Origin of the sequence: Pyruvatibacter mobilis (assembly GCF_012848855.1) — a bacterium.
Lineage (GTDB): Bacteria > Pseudomonadota > Alphaproteobacteria > CGMCC-115125 > CGMCC-115125 > Pyruvatibacter > Pyruvatibacter mobilis.
The window spans coordinates 2,716,805-2,736,063 of the sequence record NZ_CP051630.1 but is presented as its reverse complement, the minus strand read 5'-3'; the positions used below and the strand labels follow the sequence as shown (position 1 = coordinate 2,736,063).

The 19,259-nt window shown below is 63.3% G+C and carries 21 protein-coding genes; 13 read left to right on the top strand and 8 right to left on the bottom strand.

Annotated elements, in window-relative coordinates:
- Nucleotides 1-7: 7 nt before the first annotated feature.
- Entirely contained in the window at nt 8-805 is a 798-nt protein-coding gene (locus HG718_RS12675) for a TVP38/TMEM64 family protein (protein WP_160587015.1), read from the bottom strand.
- A gap of 59 nt (nt 806-864) precedes the next feature.
- Entirely contained in the window at nt 865-1,764 is a 900-nt protein-coding gene (locus HG718_RS12670; RefSeq protein WP_160587014.1) for a DUF547 domain-containing protein, read from the bottom strand.
- A gap of 372 nt (nt 1,765-2,136) precedes the next feature.
- Here HG718_RS12670 and rpmH point away from each other — a divergent pair, with 372 nt between their 5' ends.
- The 6 genes from rpmH to HG718_RS12640 all read left to right on the top strand — a co-directional run bounded on the left by rpmH (nt 2,137) and on the right by HG718_RS12640 (nt 7,356).
- Complete coding sequence (gene rpmH / locus HG718_RS12665; RefSeq protein ID WP_027838367.1) at nt 2,137-2,271, top strand: 50S ribosomal protein L34; 135 nt, start codon at nt 2,137-2,139, stop codon at nt 2,269-2,271.
- A 45-nt stretch (nt 2,272-2,316) separates the two neighbouring features.
- Nucleotides 2,317-2,700, top strand: a complete 384-nt coding sequence (rnpA, locus tag HG718_RS12660; RefSeq protein WP_160587013.1) for a ribonuclease P protein component — start codon at nt 2,317-2,319, stop codon at nt 2,698-2,700.
- A gap of 82 nt (nt 2,701-2,782) precedes the next feature.
- On the top strand, nt 2,783-4,639 hold the full coding sequence (gene yidC, locus HG718_RS12655; protein ID WP_160587012.1) for a membrane protein insertase YidC: 1,857 nt from the start codon (nt 2,783-2,785) through the stop codon (nt 4,637-4,639).
- A 12-nt stretch (nt 4,640-4,651) separates the two neighbouring features.
- The gene (gene yihA / locus HG718_RS12650) at nt 4,652-5,311 is read left to right on the top strand and encodes a ribosome biogenesis GTP-binding protein YihA/YsxC (protein ID WP_160587011.1); all 660 of its coding nucleotides are present in this window, start codon (nt 4,652-4,654) and stop codon (nt 5,309-5,311) included.
- Between the two features lie 145 nt (nt 5,312-5,456).
- Nucleotides 5,457-6,350 carry an acetylglutamate kinase gene (argB, locus tag HG718_RS12645; RefSeq protein WP_160587010.1) on the top strand — a complete coding sequence of 298 codons (894 nt, stop codon included), beginning with the start codon at nt 5,457-5,459 and terminating at the stop codon, nt 6,348-6,350.
- Nucleotides 6,343-7,356 (top strand): DUF1036 domain-containing protein, encoded by a 1,014-nt coding sequence (locus HG718_RS12640; protein WP_027838371.1) that lies wholly within the window; start codon nt 6,343-6,345, stop codon nt 7,354-7,356. The genes argB and HG718_RS12640 overlap by 8 nt, the downstream gene beginning before the upstream one ends.
- Nucleotides 7,357-7,360: 4 nt before the next feature.
- On the opposite strand, the gene HG718_RS12635 is transcribed toward HG718_RS12640, so the two are convergent.
- Complete coding sequence (locus HG718_RS12635; protein WP_160587009.1) at nt 7,361-8,632, bottom strand: DUF2336 domain-containing protein; 1,272 nt, start codon at nt 8,630-8,632, stop codon at nt 7,361-7,363.
- Between the two features lie 196 nt (nt 8,633-8,828).
- On the opposite strand from HG718_RS12635, the gene HG718_RS12630 reads away from it, so the two are divergent.
- From HG718_RS12630 to murI, 5 genes are all read left to right on the top strand, one after another.
- The gene (locus tag HG718_RS12630) at nt 8,829-9,536 is read left to right on the top strand and encodes a pyrimidine 5'-nucleotidase (protein WP_160587008.1); all 708 of its coding nucleotides are present in this window, start codon (nt 8,829-8,831) and stop codon (nt 9,534-9,536) included.
- Nucleotides 9,537-9,687: 151 nt separating this feature from the next.
- Nucleotides 9,688-10,533, top strand: coding sequence for a 2,3,4,5-tetrahydropyridine-2,6-dicarboxylate N-succinyltransferase (gene dapD / locus HG718_RS12625; protein WP_160587007.1), 846 nt, complete (start codon nt 9,688-9,690; stop codon nt 10,531-10,533).
- 12 nt (nt 10,534-10,545) lie between these two features.
- Complete coding sequence (gene dapE / locus HG718_RS12620) at nt 10,546-11,754, top strand: succinyl-diaminopimelate desuccinylase (protein WP_244624800.1); 1,209 nt, start codon at nt 10,546-10,548, stop codon at nt 11,752-11,754.
- 2 nt (nt 11,755-11,756) lie between these two features.
- Nucleotides 11,757-12,365, top strand: a complete 609-nt coding sequence (locus HG718_RS12615; RefSeq protein ID WP_160587006.1) for a hypothetical protein — start codon at nt 11,757-11,759, stop codon at nt 12,363-12,365.
- Complete coding sequence (gene murI / locus HG718_RS12610) at nt 12,362-13,171, top strand: glutamate racemase (protein ID WP_160587005.1); 810 nt, start codon at nt 12,362-12,364, stop codon at nt 13,169-13,171. Before HG718_RS12615 ends, murI begins: the two co-directional genes overlap by 4 nt.
- On the opposite strand, the gene truA is transcribed toward murI, so the two are convergent.
- The 3 genes from truA to def are packed head-to-tail and all read right to left on the bottom strand — an operon-like array spanning nt 13,168 to nt 15,409.
- Nucleotides 13,168-13,932 carry a tRNA pseudouridine(38-40) synthase TruA gene (truA, locus tag HG718_RS12605; protein WP_160587004.1) on the bottom strand — a complete coding sequence of 255 codons (765 nt, stop codon included), beginning with the start codon at nt 13,930-13,932 and terminating at the stop codon, nt 13,168-13,170. The genes murI and truA overlap by 4 nt on opposite strands.
- A complete protein-coding gene (gene fmt / locus HG718_RS12600) occupies nt 13,929-14,861 on the bottom strand; it encodes a methionyl-tRNA formyltransferase (RefSeq protein WP_205345631.1) in 933 nt (310 codons plus the stop codon). The genes truA and fmt overlap by 4 nt, the downstream gene beginning before the upstream one ends.
- Before the next feature lie 29 nt (nt 14,862-14,890).
- Nucleotides 14,891-15,409 carry a peptide deformylase gene (gene def / locus HG718_RS12595; protein ID WP_160587003.1) on the bottom strand — a complete coding sequence of 173 codons (519 nt, stop codon included), beginning with the start codon at nt 15,407-15,409 and terminating at the stop codon, nt 14,891-14,893.
- A 107-nt stretch (nt 15,410-15,516) separates the two neighbouring features.
- On the opposite strand from def, the gene HG718_RS12590 reads away from it, so the two are divergent.
- Both HG718_RS12590 and HG718_RS12585 read left to right on the top strand, forming a co-directional pair.
- A complete protein-coding gene (locus HG718_RS12590; protein WP_160587002.1) occupies nt 15,517-16,662 on the top strand; it encodes a DNA recombination protein RmuC in 1,146 nt (381 codons plus the stop codon).
- Nucleotides 16,663-16,669: 7 nt separating this feature from the next.
- Complete coding sequence (locus HG718_RS12585) at nt 16,670-18,013, top strand: alanine/glycine:cation symporter family protein (protein WP_027838382.1); 1,344 nt, start codon at nt 16,670-16,672, stop codon at nt 18,011-18,013.
- Nucleotides 18,014-18,072: 59 nt separating this feature from the next.
- Here HG718_RS12585 and HG718_RS12580 read toward each other — a convergent pair whose 3' ends face one another.
- Both HG718_RS12580 and recR read right to left on the bottom strand, forming a co-directional pair.
- Nucleotides 18,073-18,630: a pyridoxamine 5'-phosphate oxidase family protein gene (locus tag HG718_RS12580; protein ID WP_160587001.1), complete on the bottom strand. Its 558-nt coding sequence runs from the start codon at nt 18,628-18,630 to the stop codon at nt 18,073-18,075.
- A 23-nt stretch (nt 18,631-18,653) separates the two neighbouring features.
- Nucleotides 18,654-19,259 (bottom strand): recombination mediator RecR, encoded by a 606-nt coding sequence (gene recR, locus HG718_RS12575; RefSeq protein WP_160587000.1) that lies wholly within the window; start codon nt 19,257-19,259, stop codon nt 18,654-18,656.

Here is a 19,259-nt window from a genome sequence, read left to right as displayed (position 1 = left end):
TCCTTCCTCAGGCAGCGGATTTGCGGTCGCGCAGGCGGCGGATCACCACGGGGATCAGCGCCACCACGCCCAGCGCGGCGAAGGCGATAAGGATTTCAGGGGTCAGCAGCGATCCCGGATCAAGGGCGAAGGAGCAGCCGCCATCAGCGCCCTTCTCGGCGATGCAGGCGTTGTAGGCCTCCTGCTGCGCTTCGATGATCGAGTCGAGGCCCGCGCCGACAAAGGCAAAGGCAAAGGTCCCCGGAATGATGCCGACAAAGGTGCCGATGACATAGGTCCCCAGGCCCACGCCGAGGACAGCAGGTGCAAGGTTCACCAGCCAGAAGGGGAAGGCGGGCACCAGCCGCAGGAACAAGAGATAGGACAGCGCATCCTTGCGGAAGCCGTCACGCAGCTTCTCAAGCCATGGGCCGGCCCGCGCCGCCAGGGGCTCGCCGAAGGATGTCTTGGCGATAAGGAAGATGATGGTTGCCCCGATCGTTGCGCCCACCACCGTGGCAAGCCCGCCGAGAAGCGGTCCGAACAGAAACCCGCCTGTGATGGTCAGCAGCGCGCCACCGGGCAGCGAAAGGGCAACTACCACAATATAGACGGCGACGAATGCTGCGACCGCCACGAGGATGTTGCCGGCGACGAAACCCGTCAGTGCCTCACGGTTTTCAGCAATGGTCTGAAGCGACAGATAAGAGTGCAGATCGAAATAGAAGGCTGCGCCAATGAGCGCCACCAGGACGACGAGCGGCAGGGAGCGTTTCAGGCTGAAGCCCTGCGCGTCCTTTGTCGGATCAGTAGATTGGTCAGTCATCGCGCAGTCCCCCGCGAGTGAATGGCAGATGTGGGAAAGATGTGGTCTAGGGTGTCCGCTCAGCTGTCCGTGTTGGCCGTATCATTGAGCGTCCAGTCATATTCGTAACCGATGCGGCCTGAATGGGTTGCAAGCCTTTCGGCAAGATCAGGAGCGGCATGGGCCGCGATGGCCGCAAGCTGCTCGTCGCGGGTGGTACCGAAATCCTTGCCGTACCAGTCGAAGATCTTGGAAAGCACGAGCTTGCTGCCGTCGAAGCGCACACCGCGCGGATGGTTCACATAGGCGCGGGCCGCCGCATCAAGCTGGGCTTCAAGTGTCTTGCCCGTGTAGGGATCGGTTGCCAGGTTTGGGCAGCCATAAGACGCGCAATTGACCGCGTAATGCACCCGCGGTTCATCCCAGTTCTTGCGCAGGATGTCGTGCTCAATATTGTCGAGCGACAGATCCTTACCCTCAACGGTGACAAGTGGTTTGCCCCAGGGTCCTGAAGAAAACAGGCCGGGTGAAATGTTGATGTCGCGGATCGACCGGACCGGATAGTGGTCAAGAATGACCTCTACCGTCACCGCGTTGTAGAGGTTGGCCCAATAGGCGAATTGCTCGTCGCGTGAGAGGCTGGAGACCTTGGTGTCCTGCAGGATATCGAGATAGGTGCCCAGCTTCTCAAGATCCGCCTTGCTGGCGGCAAGGGCCGCATAATCCACCCGCGTAACCCCGTCGTCCCCTTCGCGCACATGGGCGGACAGAAGATCAGCCCACAGGCTGTGGTCGACGGTGCGTGTGCTCATCGGGTCATGATCCTTGAATGCCTCTGCCAGATCCATCGCCCCGGCTTCTCCCGGTGCCCCCAACAAGAGGCCACTCAGAAGAACACCGCAGGTTGCCGCCATGACGTCACGCCGGTCCAGCCCGACCGCGCTGAGGAGACGGCCCGTACGGGCGGACGATATGCTCATCTTACGCTGCATAAGGGCTCCTTGGGTCACAGGATGGGCGGTGCCGACGACATGGGGACCGGTGTCACGGTTGGTGTGGCACTAAGTGACCTATTGCCGGGGCAGTTGAAAGCCCGCCTCCCGGCCTTGTGATGGGCTGTTTTCACCTGTGATAGGCGTTAATCTGCGCCGAATTTGAGCCCTGAGACAGTGCGGGCGGTGATTGACAAGCCTCTGCCGCTTGCTTAAAACCCGCGGCTTCGGCGCTGCGGGATTTCCCGCCGCGGGCGGAGAGGCTTTGCCATTGCCTTCGCTTCGCGCGGTCCTGAAAGCCGCCTGACCCAGTTTTGAGCCATTCCCTGAGAATTCGGGGCCTTATCCGGAGTTTGTGCCGTGAAACGGACATACCAGCCCAGCCGCCTCGTACGTAAGCGCCGTCACGGCTTCCGCGCGCGCCTTGCCACCAAGAACGGCCGCAAGGTTCTGCAACGCCGCCGCGCGAAGGGCCGCAAGGTTCTTTCCGCCTAACAAGGCGCCGTTCGGGGCCCGTATGCCCCGGCAGCACTGAAGAAAATGATCGAACGCCTGAAGCAGCGGGCGGACTTCCTCAAGGCAGCGCGCGCCCGCCGCGTCGCCATGCCCGGACTCGTGCTTCAGATGCGCAAGCGGTCAGATGCGGGCACGCCCGGTGAAGCTCCCTTGCGGGTCGGTTTCACTGTCACCCGCAAGGTCGGCAATGCCGTGGTCCGCAACAGGGCCAAGCGCCGTCTGCGTGCCGCGGTTGCGGCAATTCTCCCCTGCTATGGCCTTCCGGGCCGCGATTATGTAGTTATCGGGCGCGCCGGCACGCTGACCCGTCCCTTTGCGCTGTTGCAGGGCGATCTCGAGCAGGCGCTGGCAAGGGTGCATGGACAGGGCAAGCGCAAGCGGCCACCTGACCGCCCATCCACCGGCTGACGATCCAAAGCTGATCGGCCAGCCAATTGCCTCGCTGCATTTCCGCCTTCCTGCATTTACGTGAGTGAGACGTCCTCCGCCGATGACCGACGAAAACCGTAACTTCATTCTCGCAGCCGTTCTGTGTGTCGCCGTCCTTGTGGGCTGGCAGTACTTCTTCGTCGAACCGCCGGCGCCCGCCACCCAGGAAACGCAGCAGGCCGCCACTCCAGGCGATGCCGCCGGGCAGAGCACCCCGGCCGGTGCAGCAGGCGGCAGCGTCACGCCGGTGCCGGACACGGGTGGTGCGCCGCAGGTAGATGAGCAACTCGGCGGCGCAGGCGTGCCCGCAGCAGGCCAGCCGGTGCTGCCGCGCGCGATCGCCCTTGAGCAGACCCCGCGCATTGCCTTCGACAGCCCCAGCATCGACGGGTCGATCTCGCTTGTGGGTGGACGTATCGATGATCTTCAGCTCAAGGAATATCGCCAGACGGTGGACCCGGAGAGCGCGGAAATCGTTCTGCTGTCGCCGCGCGGATCAGACAACCCCTATTACGCCGAGTTCGGCTGGACGGCGCCTGCATCCGCGAATGTCGCGCTGCCGGGCAGCTCCACTCTCTGGACCCGTGAAACTGAGGGCACGCTGACGCCGGCTAACCCGGTCACCCTGTCGTGGAACAACGGCGCGGGTCTCATCTTCCGCAAGACGATCTCGATCGACGACGACTACATGTTCACCATCGAACAGAGCGTCGAGAACAGCACGGGTGCAGCTGTCACCCTGTTTCCCTATGGCCTCGTGGCGCGCACCGGCACGCCGGAGACCGAGGGCATCTGGATCCTGCATGAAGGCCTGATCGGCTATTTTCCGGATGCGGACGGCTTGCAGGAGATCGATTATGACGATCTCCAGGAGCAGGGTTCAGTGCGGGCCCGCACTGCCGGTGGCTGGATCGGCATCACCGACAAATACTGGATGACGGCTCTGGTGCCCGACCAGTCCGCCAACAGCCGCATGTCGTTCTCCGATACGCCCCTGCGCGGCCAGGACGTCTACCAGGCCGATTATCTGCGCGATCCAATCACCGTGCCGGCCAATGGCACCGCCTCCATCACCGACCGCCTGTTCGCCGGTGCCAAGGTGGTGCGCATCATCGACGCCTATGAAGGGGCGCTGGGTATCGATAACTTTGAACTCGCCATCGACTGGGGCTGGTTCTACTTCATCACAAAGCCGCTGTTCCTGGCGCTGCTCTACATCCAGGGCATCGTCGGTAATTTCGGTGTCGCCATCATCGTCCTCACCATCCTCATCAAGCTTGCCTTCTTCCCGCTTGCCAACACGTCCTATGTGGCGATGAGCAAGATGAAGAAGGTGCAGCCGGAAATGATGAAGCTGCGTGACCGCTATAAGGACGACAAGCAACGGCAGCAGCAGGAGCTGATGGAGCTCTACCGCCGCGAGAAGGTGAACCCGCTCGCCGGCTGCCTGCCCATCCTGATCCAGATCCCGGTATTCTTTGCCCTCTACAAGGTGCTGTTCGTCACCATCGAAATGCGCCACGCACCGTTCTTCGGTTGGATCGAGGATCTGTCGGCGAAGGATCCGACATCACTGTTCAACCTGTTCGGCCTCATCCCGTGGGATACGCCGGATTTCCTGACCGTCGGCATTTGGCCGGTGCTGATGGGTATCTCCATGTACCTGCAGATGAAGATGAACCCGGCACCGACTGACGAGATCCAGCAGCAGATCTTCCGTTGGATGCCGGTGATCTTCACTTTCGTGCTCGCGACCTTCCCGGCGGGTCTGGTGATCTACTGGACGTTCAACAACGCCCTGTCGATCCTTCAGCAATGGGTGATCATGCGCCGCCAGGGCGTGTCGCCGGAATGGGGACAGGATTTTGAGTGGCTGACCAAGCGCTTCAAGTCCGGTTCCAATACCGACGCTTCGTAAGGCGAAAGGGATATGTCGGACGCGGATGATGAGGAGCAGGCACGGCTGATCGAGGCCGGCCGGCTCCTGTTCGCGCGGCCCTGCGGCTTTCTCAAGGGCGTGGTCAAGGTGGATGGCCTGCCAATGGGCGACCGGCCGGAATTCGCCTTTGCGGGCCGGTCAAATGTTGGCAAGTCGAGCCTCATCAACGCGCTGACCGGCCGCAAGGATCTGGCCCGCACGTCCAACACGCCTGGCCGCACCCAGGAAATCAACTTCTTCACCCTGCCCGAAAACGATCCCGACGGTGTCTATCTGGTCGACCTGCCGGGCTACGGCTATGCGCGCGAAAGCAAGTCCAAGGTGCGGGCATGGAACTCTCTCATCACGAACTATCTCGCGGGACGCGCGTCTCTGCGCCGGGTCTTCGTGCTGATCGACAGCCGCCACGGCGTGAAGGCCAATGACGAGGAAATCTTCAAGCTCATGGACACGGCCGCTGTGTCTTATCAGGTGGTGCTGACCAAGGCTGACAAGCCCAAGAAGGGTGAGCTTGAGAAGGTGATCGAAAGCACAGAGGCCGTGATGCGTAAGCATGTGGCGGCACATCCCCGCGTGCTGGTTACTGCTTCCCGAACGGGCGAGGGCCTCGAACATGTGCGCGCGGAGATAGCGGGTCTTCGCGAACATTAACCGCTGCTGAGACCCATGTTCTGGCAGTCGAAGGCGGTTTCACGCTATAGACTTCAGCAACCGGGCGGTGCGGCCGCGCAGCGGCGCAAGCGCACACCGGACCCGCAAACAGATTGACCAGACGGACATGGCGGACATCCGCGAAATGACAGACGCAACGGCCGAAGCCTGGCTTGAAAAGGCCCATATCCTCTCCGAGGCCCTGCCTTACATGCAGCGCTACGAAGGCAAGGTCGTGGTGGTGAAGTATGGTGGCCACGCCATGGGCGACGACAAGCTGGCTGCCCAGTTCGCGCGCGACATCGTGCTGCTCAAGCAGGTGGGAATCAACGTCATCGTCGTCCACGGGGGCGGTCCGCAGATCGGCTCCATGCTTGAGCGCCTGGCGATCGAAAGTGAGTTCAAGGGCGGCCTGCGTGTCACCGACAAGGCCACCGTCGAAGTCGTTGAGATGGTGCTGGCGGGCAAGATCAACGGTGAAGTGGTTACCGCCATCAACCAGGCGGGCGGCAAGGCGGTGGGCCTGTCAGGCAAGGACGCCAAGCTCATCGTTGCAGAGAAGATGCACAAGACCGTGCAGGACTCCGACAGCAACATCGAGCGCGTGCTGGATCTGGGGTTTGTCGGTGAGCCCGCCAAGGTGAACCCGGACGTGCTCAAGGTGCTGCTCGGCTCGGCCCTCATCCCCGTGATTGCACCCATCGGCGTATCCGAAGACGGCCACACCTACAACATCAATGCGGACACCGCCGCCGGTGCCATCGCCGGTGCGCTCAACGCCAAGCGCCTGCTGATGCTTACGGATGTGCGCGGTGTGCTCGACAAGGACGGTAACCTGCTGACCAACATCACGCCCGCCGATGCGGAAGCGCTGATCAAGGATGGCACCATCTCAGGCGGTATGATCCCGAAGATCGAAACCTGCCTGCAAGCCCGAGCCGCGGGGTCCGAGGCTGCTGTCATCCTCGACGGCCGGGTGCCGCATGCGGTTCTGCTCGAGCTCTTCACCGAGCATGGTGCGGGGTCCCTCATTGGCTGATCGCCTGACCATTGCCTTCGCCGCTATCGTCACGGCAGTTCTGTCCGTGCTGGCCGCGGCCCCCGCCGAGGCAAAGCTCGAATACTGCAACCGCTCGAGCTATCTGCTGGATGCCGCCTCCGCGCACGAAGTGGAGGAAGGCTTCCTCGTGCAGGGCTGGTTCAAGGTCAATCCCGGTGAGTGCGTGACGGTGATCGGCGAGGACCTCGGTGAGGCCGAATACTACGCTTTCGCCCGCACCCGCGCCGCCCACGGAGCCAGCCGCAGGCTCACCTCCGGCGACCGCATGCTGTGCATTGATGTGGCGGATTTCAGCTTTGTCAGCGCCAATGGTTGCACCGGCCGCGGACTTCAGAAAGTGGAGTTTGCCCGCATCGATACCGAAGGGCGCCGTGACTGGAAGGCTGTGTTTGCCGAAAGCGGCAGCTACGACAACAAACGCGCCCGCACGGCCGGGACCCAGCGGCTTCTTCGGGAGCTTGGCTATGAACCGGGCTCCGTCGATGGCTTTTCAGGTGGCCGCACCACCCGCGCCATCAAGGATTTCCAGAAAGCCAACGGCCTGCCTGTGAATGGACAGATTTCCGATGGCCTGTTCGCAGCGTTGGAAGCCGCCGGCGAGAAGCGCCAGCGCCGCACGGGCTTTCACTTCTGCAACGATACGGAGTTGCTGGTGTGGGCCGCCATCGGGTACCGCAAATCCGATGAATGGCGCTCTTCAGGCTGGATTCGCGTACCTGCTGGCAATTGCGCGCCTGCCATCACCAGTACCCTGGACGAACCCACCTACTATGCCTATGCCGAGGCGGTGACCGAGGGGGGAGACATTGCCAAGCGCAATGACGTTCCCATGGTCTGGGGCGGCGACCGCACATTCTGCACAAAGCCCACACGCTTCTTCATCCGGGGGCGGAGCAATTGCGCTGCGCGTGGATATGACGAAGTGCCGTTTCAGGAAGTGACGCTGGAAGAGGGGACTGAGACCCACACAATGAGGCTGCGATAGCGCCTCAGGCAGACTTGGCCGCAAGGCCGAAATAGTCGAGAAGCCGTGTCATCTCGTCTTCGCTCATCGGGAATTCGCTGCCATTGCGCGCCGGCAGAAGTGCCGGCGGCTTGAGGTGCATGACGTGGGTCTGGATCACCACCGATACCCGCATCGGCAGCCGCGCACGCCAGACAAGCGACGTTATCGCCTTGCCATTGCTTGCTCCCAGCACGCGCCGCACATCATCAAGCGGCAGGCCGGATAACAGGCTCATGGCATAGGCCACCTGGTCTCCGTGCCCTTCCTCCGCCGCGTCCGTGATGAAGGCAGCATCCAACCGTCCCTGCTCGCGTGCGCGCTGCACGATGGTGGCGGCTGCTACTTCCGTTTCGCTTTCGGGCCCTTCATCAAGACGCTCGTGCAACCGGCCTGACAACAGGCGGCGGGTTTCCTCGTCCATGCCCAGCCGGTCTGCGAGACCGTGCAGCAGGTCACGCCCGACAAATTGGGCAATGCGCCGCACCGCGCGGATCGACAGGTCGGGGCGTAGCGAAATCGGCTCGTGCCACTGCGCCACTTCGGCGGCGTTCTTGACAATCTTGTCCATCGTGCTGTTGCGGATTTCAGCACTGCTGTTCGCCAGCAGCGTGGCAACAGCAGGGATGTCCAGCGAGGCCACAACCTCATCCGAGACATCGGCACTCAGCGCCTCGCGGCCTGCAATTGCCTCGATCACCCCGGCAATCTGCGTGGTGGCAATCAGTTCGATCAGGTCGGCATCACTCAGCAGCGGTGAGTAGCGCAGGATCGGCCCGCAGACCGATATCTCGACGTCGCGGGCCAGCCGTTGCACGACATCCCGCGGCACCAGCGGCGAAGACTTGATTTCTTCCGACAGGATTGCGCGCACGCGGGGCTCCTGGTCGCGGGCCAGCTTCTCGATCAGCTCAAGGGTCTGGTCGCGCAGGCGGACGGCGGCGTCAGGTTCGAGGTCGGGCAGGAGGCGCCCGATCTTCGCCGCCAGTTCTTGGCGCACGCTGGCGGCCTCGTCCTCCGCAAGAAGCGCATTGGCCTGGTGCGGCGTGGACGGGTTGGCCGCAACAAGCGCGCGGGTGCGCTCGTCGGAATCTTCCGCCAGGTAGTAGAGCATCTCAGGCTTGAGGTCGGTGCGCTGCGCAAGGTCGCGGCGGGTGGCCGGCTTTTCGGTTTCAAGCAACGCCCGCGCTTCCTCATAGGCCAGCGTGCCGCGCGCAGCGGCACGGTCTCCCGTCAGGCGCTTAATGAGCTTGAGCATGGCCCAAAATCCCGCGAATTCCTTATGCAATGGCCCCGACAGCCACACCCGGCCTTCCCCGGGCTTCTGGCGGGGGCACCGCCACGTCTGAAGGCAAGTCTAGGCATCTGCGCCTAACGGGAAATTAACCCCAAATCGCACCCCAGGCTGAGCGACGGCCTTGCCAGCACCGGGTCGTCGCGCCACATTCCCGGTCATGAGCGATTATGCCGAAACACAGTCTGCGCAGCCCGTGACCCATGCCGATTTCGGCCATGTGGACACCTGGATTTTCGACCTCGACAACACGCTCTACCCGGCTCACTGCAACCTCTTCGCCCAGATCGACCAGCGCATGGGCGCATTCATTGCCAGAGAGCTTGATGTTGATCCGGTGGAAGCCCGCCGCATCCAGAAACAATATTATGTGGATCACGGCACCACCCTGGCCGGCCTGATGGCAGAGCACGGCATGGACCCCACGCCCTTCCTTGATTTCGTGCACGACATCGACCTGGCCGTGGTGGACGAAAGCCGGGCCCTGGACGCAGCCCTGGCGCGGTTGCCGGGCAAGCGCTTCATTTTCACCAATGGCTCCCACCGGCACGCGGAAAATGTGGCCGGAAAGCTTGGTGTGCTCGACCGCTTCGAGGGCATCATCGACATCGCCGCGTGCAATTACATTCCCAAGCCGCACCCGGATGCTTTCGGCCATTTCATCGGCCGTTCGGCAGCGGATGCCAGAAAAGCGGCGATGTTCGAGGATATCGCCCGCAATCTCGTGGTGCCGCACCAGATGGGCATGCGCACGGTGTGGGTCCACACTGAAGACGCCTTCGCCACCGAAAAGGCCCATCACGGCAAGGACGGTGACCACGTCCACCACACGACTGAGGATCTGGTGGGCTTTCTCGACGCCCTCTGAGCCTGACGACCCCCACGGAGGCACAAAAGAGTGCCAAATGGCCAGGTGAGCCGGCCGGAACGCCCATTCAGGTTGACTGTAGGGGGCCTGTGGCTATCGTGCGGCCACCTCTTATGACCTTCCCTCAAAAGACGAGCCGACAGAGACAGATATGAGCTTCGCCGATCTTGCTGCCACCATCGAAACCGCCTTCGACAATCGCGACAGCGTGACAACTTCCACCACCGGCGAGGTGCGCGAGGCGGTGGACGACGCGCTCAATGCGCTCGACAGCGGCAAGCTGCGCGTGGCGGAAAAGCAGGGCGACGACTGGACCGTCAACCAGTGGGCCAAGAAGGCCGTGCTTCTGTCCTTCCGCCTCAACGACATGGCCCCCATTGAGGGTGGTCCCGGTGCCAACACCACCTGGTGGGACAAGGTGCCCAGCAAGTTTGAGGGCTGGGGCGAGAATCAGTGGCGCGCGGCCAGTTTCCGTGCCGTGCCCAACTGCGTGGTCCGCAAGTCTGCCTATATCGCGCCGGGCGTGGTGCTGATGCCATCCTTCGTCAATCTTGGCGCCTATGTGGATGAGGGCACCATGGTGGACACCTGGGCCACCGTCGGCTCCTGCGCCCAAATCGGCAAGAACGTGCACATCTCCGGTGGCGCCGGCATTGGCGGCGTACTGGAGCCGCTGCAGGCCAACCCGGTGGTGATTGAGGACAATTGCTTCATCGGTGCCCGCTCGGAAGTGGCCGAAGGCGTGATCGTGCGTGAGGGCTCGGTGCTCTCCATGGGCGTCTTCCTCGGCCAGTCCACCAAGATCGTCGACCGCACGACGGGCGAGATCTTTATGGGTGAAGTGCCGGCCTATTCGGTGGTCGTGCCCGGCGCGCTGCCCGGCAAGCTGCTGCCGGACGGAACTCCCGGCCCGAGCCTGGCCTGCGCCGTCATCGTCAAGCGCGTGGACGCCCAGACCCGCTCAAAGACATCCATCAATGAATTGCTGCGTGACTGACCTGAGCCGCCCGTGACCGATAAATCCCTGCCGATTGATCCCGTTGCCTTTGCTGCCGAGCTGATCCGCTGTCCCAGCGTCACCCCGGCAGAAGGCGGTGCGCTTGATCTCCTGGAAGAACGGCTCACGGCGCTGGGCTTCACCTGTCACCGCTTGCCTTTCGAGGAGCCGGGCGAGGACCGGGTGGACAACCTGTATGCCCGCATCGGCACAGCGGCCCCGAACCTTTGCTTTGCCGGCCACACGGACGTGGTACCGCCCGGCAATGCCAGTGAGTGGCAGGTCGGCCCTTTCGAGGGCACGGTGAAGGATGGCGTGATCTGGGGCCGCGGTGCTGCGGACATGAAAGGCTCGATCGCTGCATTCGCTGCGGCGGCGGCTGCCTATATCAAGGCCCAGGGCACCGAGGCGGGGTCCATCAGCTTCCTCATCACCGGCGACGAGGAAGGCCCTGCGGTCAACGGCACGGTCAAGATGCTGGACTGGCTCGACCGGCACAACGAACAGATTGACCATTGCGTGGTAGGCGAACCCACCAACCCGCATGAGCTGGGCGAGATGATCAAGATCGGCCGCCGCGGCAGCGTCAACATGGTCATCACGGCCCAGGGCAAGCAGGGGCACGTGGCCTATCCGCACCTGGCTGACAATCCGGTGCCGCATCTTGTGGCTGCGCTGGCAGCACTTGATGCGTTGGAGCTCGATCAGGGCACGGAGCATTTCCAGCCCTCCAACCTCGAGATCACCACGGTGGACGTTGCGAACGAGGCCACCAATGTCATTCCCGCCACGGCCCGCGCCCGCATCAATATCCGCTTCAACGACCGGCATACGGGCCAGAGCCTCATTGACCTGGTCAAGAACACCGTCTCTGCTGTTGCCGCCAAGCGCGATGCAACGCTGACGGTGAGCGCGAAGATCTCCGGCGAAAGCTTCGTCACCCAGCCGGGGCCGTTCGTGGACCTTGTCGCCCGCTCTGTGGAATATGTGCTGGGCCGCGCGCCGGAATTGTCCACCACCGGCGGCACGTCCGATGCCCGTTTCATCAAGAACCATTGCCCGGTGCTGGAATTCGGCCTTGTCGGCGAGACCATGCACAAGGTGGACGAGCGTGTACCCGCGCAGGACGTGGAACAGCTCACGGCCATTTATCACCGGCTGATTGACGGCTACTTTGCCGAGGCGGCCGCATTCGCCGCGGAGAAGCAGAGCAGGGGCTGACAATGCCGAGATGGGCCGAGGCACAGAGCGCGGTCGAGGGTGCCATCGCCATTGTGCGGCGGGACCCGAATGCCGACCGTTTCTTTGATCTGTCGGCGGACAGTTTCTGGCGCTCTTTCGGCGCATTCCTCTATATTGCGCCGCTCCAGATGATTTTGGTGCTGGCCGAGCGCCGTCTGGCCCTGTCCATGTCCGAAGCGCCCGTCGCCGAGATCCCGAGTGCGACGGTGATGATGGTGACCGAACTCATCGCCAGCGTCATTGCGTGGGGGGCTTATCCGCTGGCCATGTTTGCGCTGGCACCGCAATTCGGGCTCGCCAAGCGCTTCGCCGGATATGTCATTGTCTACAACTGGACGTCACTCGCCATAGTGCTTGCCGTGCTGCCGCCCTATCTGCTGTTTGCGCTCGGCGTCTTCCCACCGGGCATCGTGCTTGCCATCAACTTCATGATCCTGCTTGCCGTGCTCTGGTTTCGCTGGACGCTGGCGACCGATGTGCTGGGCGCACCGGGCCTGACGGCGGCGGGCTTCGTGGTGCTGGATATCCTGCTTGGCCTGTTCATCAGCCTCGGCGTGGCCGCTCTCATTGTCGGGCAACCGGCGGGATGAGTGATCCGCGACCCATCGGCGTGTTCGACAGCGGCGTCGGCGGCATCACCGTGCTGCGCGCGATCCATGATCTGCTCCCCGGCGAAGACCTGATCTATCTGGGTGACACCGCGCGGCTGCCCTATGGCACCAAGAGCGCTGAGACGGTGGTCCGCTATGCCACCCAGGCCGCCAACGCGCTGATCGCCCGCGACATCAAGCTCCTGGTGATTGCCTGCAACACCGCAAGCGCCGTCGGCACGCCCGTGCTTGCTGAGAAGTTTGCTCCCGTTCCCGTCATCGGGGTGGTGGAGCCGGGGGCTGAGGCGGCCATTGCGGCCAGCAGCGGCAGGCATATCGCTGTCATTGCGACAGAAGGCACCGTGCGCGGCGGGGCCTATCCCCGCGCCATTCAGGCCAGGGCACCTGACGCTGCGGTGGTGCAAACCCCGGCAACCGTCTTCGTTGCCCTCGCCGAAGAAGGCTGGACCGATACAGCCCCCACCCGGGAGGCGGCCCGCGCCTATCTGGCTCCACTCTTTGCGGGCACAAACCACCCGGACACGCTGGTGCTCGGCTGCACGCACTTCCCGGTGCTGGCCGACGCCATTCGCGCCGAACTTCCGGACGGTGTGACGCTGGTGGACTCAGCCACGACCACGGCCCAGGCCGTTGCCAGGGTTCTCGGTGACCAAGCGGCCCCCGAAGGCAGGGACGGCACAGTCCGGTTTCTCGCCACCGACGGACCGGAGCGTTTTGCCCGCGTCGGGCAGATTTTCTTCGGCCAGCCGATCAATGAGGGCGAGATCGAGATCATTGACCTCTAGGCATCATTGCCAGCCGGCCCCTTGTAATCCACGCGTGTGAGATAAAGCCCGTCCGGTGGCGCCACCGCCCCGCATAGGGCCCGGTCACATGCTTCCAGCGCGTCCTTCACGTCCTGTGCGGTCATCCGTCCCTCACCCACAGCTTTGAGCGTGCCGGCGAAGGAGCGGATCTGGTTGTGCAGGAAGGAGCGCGCCCGCGCCCGGATGGTAATGAGGTCGCCGTCACGTGCCACGTCCAGCGCATCTAGCGTCTTCACCGGTGACGCCGCCTGGCACTGGGCTGCACGGAAAGTCGTGAAGTCATGGCGGCCCACCAGCACCTGTGCTGCGTCGTGCATGGCTGTAGCATCCAACGGTACGGCGACCTGCCAGGCCCGACCGCGCTCAACGGTCAGCGGCGCGCGCCGGTTGATGATCCGGTAGAGATAATGCCGTTTGGTGGCCGAGAACCGCGCGTCGAAATCAGCGGATACATCTTCCGCCGCCATGATGGCAATGGGATCTGGCTTCAGATGGTGGTTTACCGCCTCGCGCACCGTGTTGGCATCGGTGTCGCGCGCGATGTCCACATGCGCCACCTGGCCGGTTGCGTGCACGCCTGCATCCGTCCGGCCCGCGCCGAACACCTGCACCCTCTCGCCGCAAAAGGCATGGATGGCCTCGGCGATGACCTGCTGCACGCCGCGCCCGTTTGCCTGCTCCTGCCAGCCGACAAAAGGGGCGCCGAAATACTCGATAGTAAGCTTGTAGCGCGTGGTCACGTGAGGACAGTGCCTGCTGCGACCGGAAAGCCGCGCAGGAACTCCTCCGCCTGCTGAACACCCTTGCCGGCGCGCTGGACCTGCGTAAGACGCAGCGCCCCGTCACCGCAGGCGATGGTCAGGGCATCATCCAGCGCCGCACCAGGAGTGCCGGACCCGTCAACGGGCACCGCCCGCAACACCTTCACCCGCTGGCGCTTGCCGTCTTTCCCCACCTCACACCACGCACCGGGGAAGGGGGAGAGGCCGCGGATGTGGCAGTCGAGCTCATGGGCCGGACGTGTCCAGTCTATGTGGGCTTCGGCCTTGTCGATCTTGTCCGCATAGGTAACCCCGTCTTCGGGCTGCGGTGTTACTTCCAGGCTGTCGCGCTCAAGCGCTGCCAGCGCCCGCACCATCAGCCCGGCACCGATCGTAGACAGGCGGTCATGCAGTTCACCGGCGGTTTCCTGTGTGCCGATGGGCGTGCGCTCCATCAGCAGCACGGGGCCCGTATCGAGGCCCTTCTCCATCTGCATGATGGCAACGCCTGTCTCGCTATCCCCTGCCATGATGGCGCGCTGGATGGGGGCCGCCCCGCGCCAGCGCGGCAGCAGGGACGCATGGATGTTAAGGCAGCCGAGGCGGGGTGCATCAAGGATGGGCTGGGGCAGGATCAACCCATAAGCGGCAACGATTGCTGCATCCAGATCAAGCGCCCGGAAAGCCTCTTGCGCGGCGGCATCCCGCAGCTTTTCCGGCGTGCGTACCTCGATGCCCTGCGCCTCGGCAAACGCGTGTACCGGCGACGGCGTTTCGGCCATACCGCGGCCCGCCTTGCGCGGCGGCTGCGAATAGACGGCCACCACGTCATGACCGGCGGCAATGAGCTCGGCTAGGGCGGGAACGGAAAAGTCCGGCGTGCCCATGAAGGCAAGGCGCAGGGTCATCGGCATGATCCCCCAAAGACAGGCCAGGCTTACGCCGGCTGGGCGAGCTTCTTCGCCTTCTGAAGCTTCTTGAGCATCATCTGCCGCTTGAGGCGCGACAGATGGTCGATGAACAGCACGCCTTCGAGATGGTCCATCTCGTGCTGGATGCAGGTGGCCAGAAGCCCCTCGCAGTCCATCTCGCGCAGCTCGTTCTGGTAGTCGAGAAACCGCACCCGGCAGGTAGCGGGCCGCTCCACCTCTTCATAAAGGTCAGGCACCGACAGGCAGCCCTCTTCATAGGGAGCTGTGTCGTCGGCCTTCTCGATGATTTCCGGATTGGCGAAATACATCGGCCGGGGCTCCTCGCCCTCATGGGCGAGATCAATCACGATCACCCGCTTGGGCACGCCGATCTGGATGGCGGCAAGCCCGATGCCGGGCGCCGCATACATGGTCTCGAGCATGTCGTCCATCAGCGCGCGGATCTCGTCATCCACCTTCTCGATGGGGTCGGAGACCTGCTTGAGGCGCGGGTCCGGGGCTGTGAGTATTTCGCGTATTGCCATGGGGCGTCAGATAAGCGAGCGGGCGGGGCGCGTCAACTGAGGAGGTGGGGCTATACTTGGCCCCCGTGGGAGCGATTCTCCCTTGTTTTGTAAGGATATACGCCGGGATGGAAGCTTGGGTCGTCATCGCATCTGCCCTCATCGCCGCCCTGCTGGGCGCGGGTATCGTGGCGCTGGTGCTGCGGCGCCCTGCTGATGATGGTGCCGCGGCGGCGGCAGCCTCACAGGCGGCCGAAGCGCAGCAGAAGGCGCTCACCAGCCTGATGGATGCCCAGTTGCAACTGTCCGGCCGCCTGGCCGCCATGGCCGATGCCCAGGCCAAGCGCGAAGCGGAACTCTCGCGCACGCTGAATGAGCGCCTGGACTCTGTCTCCAAGCGTCTGGGTGACAGTCTGGAAGACAACACCAAGAAGACCAGCGAAACCCTTTCCAGCCTGCATACGCGTTTGGCGCTGATCGACGAAGCGCAGAAAAAGATCGGCGAACTCTCAGGCCAGATGGTGGGCCTGCAGGACATTCTCGCCAACAAGCAGGCGCGCGGTGCGTTTGGCGAGATCCAGCTCAATGACCTCGTGACATCCGCCTTGCCGCCCTCGGCCTACTCCTTCCAGACGACGCTGGGCAACGGGTCTCGGGTGGACTGCCTGCTGAAACTGCCCAACCCGCCCGGCGCCATCGCGGTGGATTCAAAGTTCCCGTTGGAAAGCTACCGCGCCCTTATCGATGCCAAGACAGACGATGAGAAGACAAAGGCGATGCGTCTTTTTCGCGATGCCATGCGCAAGCATGTGGAGGACATCGCGGCCAAATACATCATTCCCGGTGAGACGGCAGATTCCGCGCTGATGTTCCTGCCGTCCGAGGCCGTTTACGCGGAACTGCATGCAAACTTCCCCGCCACCGTGGAGGCCAGCTTCAAGGCGCATGTCTGGATCGTGTCGCCGACCACGCTGATGGCGACCCTCAACACGGTGCGCGCGGTGCTGAAGGATGCGCAGATGCGTGAGCAGGCACATCTCATTCAGGCAGAAGTGGACAAGCTGATGAATGATGTCAGCCGGCTGGACACCCGCGTCAGCAATCTGGGCAAGCATTTCGGCCAGGCCCAGGAGGATATTCGCCAGATCGGAATTTCTACTGATAAGATAACCAAGCGTGGGGAGCGCATCGCCGAACTGGATATCGGCGAGGAAGAAGAGAACGGGTCACTGGCGCCGCCCGCCGGGCAGCGCGATCTTCTAGCGGGGGACTAAATCAACCATGGAATTATTTGAATCCATTGTCAGCGACGTGAATTCGATCGTCTGGGGCGTGCCTATGCTCGTCCTGATCGCCGCCACGGGCGTTTTCCTGATGGCGGGCCTTCTGTTCATGCCGCTGCGCAAGCTGTTTCATGCCTTTTCGCTGCTGCTGACACCGCAGCGGCTAGGGGAGGGGGATATTCAGCCCCAGAAGGCCCTGGCCACAGCGCTCGCCGCAACGGTGGGCACCGGTAACATCGCGGGCGTCGCGACAGCCATCTTCCTCGGCGGTCCAGGCGCCCTTTTTTACATGTGGGTGATCGCCCTCATCGGCATGGCCACCAAATATGCCGAGGCGGTCGCCGCCGTCTCCTACCGCGAAGTGGACAGCCGCGGCATGCATGTGGGCGGGCCGATGTATTACCTGCGTGACGGCGTGGGGCAGCGATTCCCGGCGCTGGGGAAGGTGCTGGCCTTCTTGTTTGCCCTGTTCGCAGCCGTGGCCGCCTTCGGCATCGGTAATGGTGTGCAGGCCAACTCGGTGGCGCAGGCGCTTGATTCGAGTTTCTCCATCGACCCACTGGTCACCGGCATCATCATGATGGCCGTTGTCGGCCTCGTGCTGATCGGCGGTATCAAGCGTATCGCGGATGTGGCAGGTGCGCTGGTGCCCTTGATGATCGTTGCCTATGTGGGCTCGGCGATCGTCATCCTGGTCATCAACGCCGCCGAGATCCCGGCGGCCTTCTCCCTCATCTTCCAGTATGCCTTCGAGCCGGTGGCGGCTGCCGGCGGCTTTGCCGGTGCAACGGTGGCAGCGGCCATCCGCTTCGGTGTGGCCCGTGGTGTCTTCTCCAATGAGGCGGGCCTGGGCTCCGCGGCCATCGCGCATGCGGCAGCCAAGACCGATGATCCGGTGGCACAGGGCCATGTGGCCATGCTGGGCACCTTCATCGACACCATCATCGTCTGCACCATGACAGGCCTCGTCATCATCACCTCGGGCCTGTGGACCTCGGGCGAGACCGGCGCGGCACTCACCAGCGCGGGCTTTGCCGCGTCGCTGCCGCTGGGGGCTGAAATTGTCACCGTGGCGCTGGCGGTTTTCGCTTTCACCACGGTGCTGGGCTGGAGCTATTACGGCGAACGGTCGATCCAGTACATCTTCGGCGCAGGCGCCATCTGGCCCTATCGCGTGGTGTGGATCCTGGCGATCCCGGTGGGGGCTACCTTCGATCTGGGCCTCATCTGGCTCATCGCCGACACGCTGAACGCCATGATGGCCCTGCCCAACCTGATCGGCCTGCTGATCCTCGGCCCCGTGATCTTCGCCAAGACGCGGGACTACTGGAACAACCGATGACGGCCACACGGCCTTGAAACGCCAAGCGGGCGGCATCCTTCGGGATTGCCGCCCGTTTTTCAGGCATCCTTTGCCGCCCATGTTTCGATCCCGTCCAGGCTCCGGGCATTTTTCTGGCGCCGATATGCTTTCAAGTCTTCCGGCGTGCGCGCCTCTGCCCACTTGTCGAGTGTGTCCCTCTCCCCCTCAAAGGTAAAAAAGGGAACGCCGTAACCGCAGGACGTCTGGACAAGATCAATCTGTAGGCGGACGATCTGACGCGCGCCAGGAGGTTCCGTGCCATCGAAATAGGTATCCCTCAAGGCTGCGTAACTGGGGTGCGAATAGGGGGTCACGTCGCCCTTGCCGAACAGTCGCAGGATCATCGGAGTTTCGGCAAAGGAGCAGAGCATGATGGTCATCCGTCCGTCCTTCGGCAGATGTGCGGCTGTCTCGTTGCCGCTGCCGGTTTGATCCAGATAGAGCACCGTTTTGTCATCCGCGACGCGGAACCACTCTGTGCTTCGCGGCGAGATATTGATGCGCGCGCCCGCGACCGTTGTGGCCGTGAAGAAAATATGCTGCTGGGCGATCATGCCGCGCAGCCTTTCGTCCAGTCTGTCGAACTGCTGCGCCATGCATGCGCCTTTCACGGGAGAAGTCAGAAGGGACGGCGGGCCTTCATGGCCGCGGCCAGTGTGCCGTCGTCGAGATAATCAAGCTCACCGCCGACGGGCACGCCATGTGCCACCTGGCTCACATTGGCGCCGGATCCTTCGAGTTGGTCGGTAATGTAATGGGCCGTTGCCTGCCCATCGACCGTGGCGTTCAGCGCCAGAACGACTTCGCGCACATCGCTACCGGAGACGCGGGTGACAAGGCCCGAAATGTTGAGATCGTCCGGCCCCACCCCGTCCAGCGCCGACAGTGTACCGCCCAGCACATGATACTGGCCGGAATTGGCCCCGGCGCGCTCAAGCGCCCAGAGATCGGCCACCTGCTCCACCACACAGATCACGCCCTTGTCGCGGCGCCCATCGGCGCAGATAGAACAGGGATCCGTCGTATCGAGATTGCCGCAGGTGGTGCAGGTCAGCACATGGTCAGCGGCGTCCTGCAGTGCGTCCGCGAGCGGCCGCATCAGCGTCTCTTTCTTGCCGAGCAACTGCAAAGCCGCGCGCCGGGCTGAGCGGGGGCCAAGCCCCGGCAGGCGCGACAACAGCTGGATCAGCCGCTCTATCTCGGTTCCTGCGGAATGCCCGGCCAT